The 4,800-nt window shown below is 38.1% G+C and carries 9 protein-coding genes; all 9 read left to right on the top strand.

What is annotated here, in order from left to right:
• Positions 1–288: 288 nt before the first annotated feature.
• Entirely contained in the window at positions 289–678 is a 390-nt protein-coding gene (locus A3763_RS12590; protein ID WP_068634147.1) for a hypothetical protein, read from the top strand.
• A gap of 244 nt (positions 679–922) precedes the next feature.
• The gene (locus A3763_RS12585; RefSeq protein ID WP_068634148.1) at positions 923–1,267 is read left to right on the top strand and encodes a hypothetical protein; all 345 of its coding nucleotides are present in this window, start codon (positions 923–925) and stop codon (positions 1,265–1,267) included.
• The gene (locus A3763_RS12580) at positions 1,264–1,518 is read left to right on the top strand and encodes a hypothetical protein (RefSeq protein WP_068634149.1); all 255 of its coding nucleotides are present in this window, start codon (positions 1,264–1,266) and stop codon (positions 1,516–1,518) included. Before A3763_RS12585 ends, A3763_RS12580 begins: the two co-directional genes overlap by 4 nt.
• A 14-nt stretch (positions 1,519–1,532) precedes the next feature.
• A complete protein-coding gene (locus tag A3763_RS12575) occupies positions 1,533–1,805 on the top strand; it encodes a DUF3144 domain-containing protein (protein ID WP_068634150.1) in 273 nt (90 codons plus the stop codon).
• 230 nt (positions 1,806–2,035) lie between these two features.
• Positions 2,036–2,629 carry a hypothetical protein gene (locus A3763_RS12570; RefSeq protein WP_068760090.1) on the top strand — a complete coding sequence of 198 codons (594 nt, stop codon included), beginning with the start codon at positions 2,036–2,038 and terminating at the stop codon, positions 2,627–2,629.
• 2 nt (positions 2,630–2,631) lie between these two features.
• A complete protein-coding gene (locus tag A3763_RS12565) occupies positions 2,632–3,060 on the top strand; it encodes a hypothetical protein (RefSeq protein WP_068634399.1) in 429 nt (142 codons plus the stop codon).
• A gap of 22 nt (positions 3,061–3,082) precedes the next feature.
• Positions 3,083–3,355 (top strand): DUF3144 domain-containing protein, encoded by a 273-nt coding sequence (locus A3763_RS12560; protein ID WP_068634400.1) that lies wholly within the window; start codon positions 3,083–3,085, stop codon positions 3,353–3,355.
• 97 nt (positions 3,356–3,452) lie between these two features.
• Positions 3,453–4,112: a GIY-YIG nuclease family protein gene (locus A3763_RS12555; RefSeq protein ID WP_068634401.1), complete on the top strand. Its 660-nt coding sequence runs from the start codon at positions 3,453–3,455 to the stop codon at positions 4,110–4,112.
• Positions 4,113–4,144: 32 nt separating this feature from the next.
• Positions 4,145–4,800 (top strand): hypothetical protein (locus A3763_RS12550; protein ID WP_068760088.1); only part of this gene is annotated, 656 nt, incomplete at its 3' end.

Here is a 4,800-nt window from a genome sequence, read left to right as displayed (position 1 = left end):
ATTGACCGGGTATGCACCTAAGAAGTACAATTATGAGACGGAAATCGCAAATTAATATTGCGAGATCTTATTTTGAGCTTAATATGATCATTAATAGGCCATTATGATTGTACTATATATGAGTTTTAACAAGAAAACTTTATGTTTTAAGTCGGAGTTTAAAGGCTCCGGGTGACGTTTTGCGCCTGCGTAAAATATTCATTTCGAAATAAGAACCGCCCAAATACGAGGCGGTTTTTTTGTGCCTGTAGTTTACAAACATTAAATACTAAAAATTAGGGGAAATATATGAATACATTAAACAAAGAAGAATTTATTGCTGTTTGTGATGCGCTAAATGCGTTTTCAACCTGTCCAAATGATATGCAAGGCTATCGCATAGATTATGCAGACTGGAAACAGCACATTGTATCGAACGTTTTTGAGATTATTCAATTAGGTGACTTAAGGCATCATGGTTTCAATTGTTCGGATATCAGTTTAGCCACGAAATTGGATAGCTTAGATAACTCAGAGTTCGAAAAGGTTATGAGAGAAGTAGCTGACTTCTGGGGGATGCCTCACGCCAGACTAATCCCTAGACTTCGAACTAAAGAGCAGAAAGATTTTACTGCTATCGATTGGTTCAGAATTCCGAACTTAAATGTTGTTGGAGCTGATTATCAGGCTGGCTTTTAAATTGATCTTAACTGGGTTCACATAAAAAATAGGGAGGAAGATTATACGAAATAACATTTATAGATACATAAAATTGATAGAGAGCTAGCAATTAGCTCATTAAAAATAATCGCAAAATTCTGTTGAGAACTAGCGTGAAGATGTTAAGCAACAAAACAATTGGAGGTGATTTTTTGGCCGGATGATGGCTAAGGGATTCGTTTGCCTCCAATAAATGAAATTAGCTTTATTCGAGGAATAATATATGACCAACAAACATACCAATAATATTCTATCAGGTGCGTTCAAGTACGTGATTAATGTGAGTGACTGTCTTGCAAGCTTTGGCCAGAATCAGTTAGCACAAATCTTTAAGCTCAATGCTCAAAATTTAAGTGACCCTCAATTCAATCAGCAAAATGAATCATTTTTTGTAGAGCTTACACCAACTCAAAAATACGCAACGATTATGGCGCTCGATTCCGTCAATAAAACCTTTTCATTTTTGGATTTCTCGAAAGAAGATCTAATTCAGATTAGAGCAATAACCCACTTTGGAACAATCATTGGAGAGAGTCTAAGTAATAGATTATCGGAGGGTCGTTTATGAAAGTAATTAACGATACTGAAAACTTAGTTTACGACTCTGGGCATTTGATGTGCCGAATTATCTTTAACACAGCCGTTGGTCAAGATTATGCGTTTGTGTCTTTTATGGATGTAGGGTTTGACCATTGCAGACTTAAAAAACCGATAAGGAAAAGGTATTGGGGGCCATGGGATCACGACGACCCTGAAGGTTCACTTAAGTTAATTATGGACTGGGGTGGTAAATGGGACGAGCTAACAAAACAAAAATAGAGGAGGAGAAAATCATGGTAAATGATGAAAGAAGTAGATTGTTTGATGATGCTGTAGAAATGTTTTTGGCTATTGCCGAATTTATAAGTAGCTCAGATGAATACGACGAGCGTCTTGTAAGTTCTGCGATTCAATACTCTGCTGCGAGAGTTAACGCATTAGAAGCTAGTAGTAATTGTGATTGTTTAGCCTATAGAAAGGCTGATGCGACTAAGGGATACACAAGTGTATACAAATCAATGTTTGAAACGCATGTAGATATCATTATTGAGAACAGCAGTCGCTAATTGGAATAACCAAGAAAGTAAAGGAGGTGTATATCGACTTGGTGTAACTTTTAAATGAGTAAGAAATTGGTGGGTACTGCCACCACCAAATAATAATCGCAACATTCTCAAGAGAACGAGCGTGAGAAATTTAGTTAAGAAAATAATTGGAGGTGATTTTTTGGCCGGATGATGGCTAAGGGATTCGTTTGCCTCCAATAAAGCATAAATATTTATATGAGGTCTAGTAAATGAATCAATATACAGTAATACAAGAAAATATAATTAATGAGTGTGTTCAAGTTGTTAGAACATATGAACCCGATGCAGATCTACCTCGTGTAGTAGATATTCTTATCGCATCCACTGCGGCTGCTTCAAGCAAGTTCCTAGAAACTGTACAAAAGACTGACAAAGCTAGAGCACATAGGCAACTTGTGAATGTCTATGACAAAACAATAAAGCACTTCTCCAGAACATTAAATCCTCTTCTTTTATCTGAAGAGGGGGAAGAAATGTTCAATGCCGAAGTCGTCAAACTCAATAGCGAACCGACATCCAGATTGCTGGTGAAAATGAGGGAACACTTCGAATATTCTGGTGATGAAGATACTTTTAATGCGATTGCCATGCTAGTCGTGAAACGAGAAGTTGCCAATATACATACCGTAATTTCCCTTAATCCCATAGATAGCGAGCAAGAAGCCATTTTCCTGAAAATGTTGATTACAAGATTTGAAGAAATTGAATCATCTCCAATTATCTTGGAGGACGCTTATAAGCTTAAAGCCCTCGCTAGTGTTCTTGTAAACCGACTACGCGCTGAGATTGGTTTGGAGGACTAAATATGGAGCAAGACTTAATAGTTGTAGAGATACCACACCGATCAAGACCTAGTGCGTGGATGGCGACTGAATCAAGGTTGATTCAATTAGCACACGAGTTGGAGCTTACGTACTTTAAATGGACGATGGAAGAAGCTGTTTATTCATACGGTGATCGAGAAGATATCCCTGAAGAGCTTCTCGATATTTTAGAAGAGAAAGGAGGTGCGATCGAAGTAATCACTGGATTAAATCGAGAACCAACCTATTACAAGGTTGATGAAGCACCATCGGAACTAGATTCAGCCAAAGAGGCGTTGTTTGACGATCTTTATAGTTACGAGATTTTTACAGAATCTGAGGCTAGGGCTTTTGTGGGTTCGAATAAAAGAGGGCATGGGATTTATGAAGCGCAATCAGCAGTCAGCAAAATTTTGAGTCGTTTAGACTAAAACAAATATAAGGAGAAAGCGGATGATACAAAGTGAAAACGATAAATTGACTTGCAAGTTAGTAGGGGATTTTCTGAGTGTTGCACATTCGATGAACGAAGACCAAGGACATGATATTCAGGATGTTAGTGCGGCTATTCAAAGTGCAGCCGCCTGCTTAAATGCGCTTGAGGCAGACAATCATTGCGATTGTTTGGGGGGCCACAAGGAAGATGCTGCCGACTGGTATACCACTCGTTACAGGATGATGTTTGAACGCCATGCGGATCGTATCATCGAGCATCAATGCCCTTAATCCAATACATATAAGGAACTGGAGACAAATAGAATCTGATAAAGGTTGGGTGCTTTTTGTCTCCCTCTCAAAAGCAAATCAAAAATAATAACAATATATGCAAATCGATTGGCCTTCAGTTAATCTTGATTTCGCGAACTATTTAAAGAAGACCAAGCACGCTAATAACTCCAAAAAGAAACTTACAAAAAGAAAGTATGAGGAAGCAAAGGATCTCTTCTTTGAGTTTTGGAAAACGGTAAAAGATGAAATCCCCGTATCGGTGGAAGATATCAGTCCATTGCGTGAAGAAATTTTGACAAAAGTTCAAAATGGAAGTGCTCCAGCAACGGCTCTAGCCGATGTTTTGAAAACTCTGATTGCTAAAGGAAAGATCTCAAAGGACTTGGATTCTGGCTACGTTTATGTAGGCGAGTATGTTGACGCTGAATCAAATGAACCGTTATTTGATTATTTAAAAATTGGATACACCACTGATATAGACGACAGAGCTAAATCGTTAAGTGGTGGTGTGAGTAGTCCTCTAAAATTCAACATGAAGCATGTTTGGAGATTTAAGCCGGGCTATGCCTATGTTGTTGAGCAGTACCTGCATGGCGAGTTTCACGACTATCGACAGATGGGTGAGTTCTTCACAAGCATGGATGGGTTAATTGAAGAGTGGGCCTCAGACATTATTGCTAATGAATTTAGTGATGTTTCGGAATCTGTAGGGGAGAGTGGTAATTTCGCTCTTAAACAATCTACCAGCTCTTAGGCTGGGGTAGGAAAATTATTTGAGGGAATGAAATGTCTTTGAATTTTCTTGATATGCCAGTGTGTTTATTGTCTGAAGAATTAAAATTACAGAGAGCATACATTCAGAAGCAAGAGCAATTACTCTCTTCATTTACGGAGAACATAGAATCTCATATCGAAACTTATGAACAAGAGATGTTTGTTCAAACTCATGCTGAAGATGAAGGCGAAATAATTCGAGTTGATCTTGAACATATTAACGGGGTAACTGAGCAAGATTACGACATCCGGTCACTTTTTTCTCAGAGTATGACGATGTACCAACGGCAGTCTATGTTACTCACGCTATGGGCAATGCTTGAATCTGAGCTTGAAAGAATCTACCTATACACTTCTGAACAGTTGAACAAAGGAGATGTGCTGCCTCGAAGGCCCAAAGATAAAAGTAAGTTTCTCCATTTAATTGAGCAATTTGAGAAGCTTGAGTGTCTTACCGAACCAACTCAAGAATTCAGAGAATCCATCGACTTATTGAACAATCAAGTGAGAATAATTAGAAATGCTTGGGCGCATGACGGCGGGGTTGATTTAAAGAGCAAACTTCCAGAGGTTATTGACGGAATATCAAAAAAGAATAATAAAATAAATATTTCTGGTGAATATATCGATAAAGCTTGGAATATGATGAATATTGTCTCTAAAGAAAT

Source organism: Oleiphilus sp. HI0128 (assembly GCF_001635365.1).
This window is presented reverse-complemented; position numbering and strand designations above follow the sequence as displayed.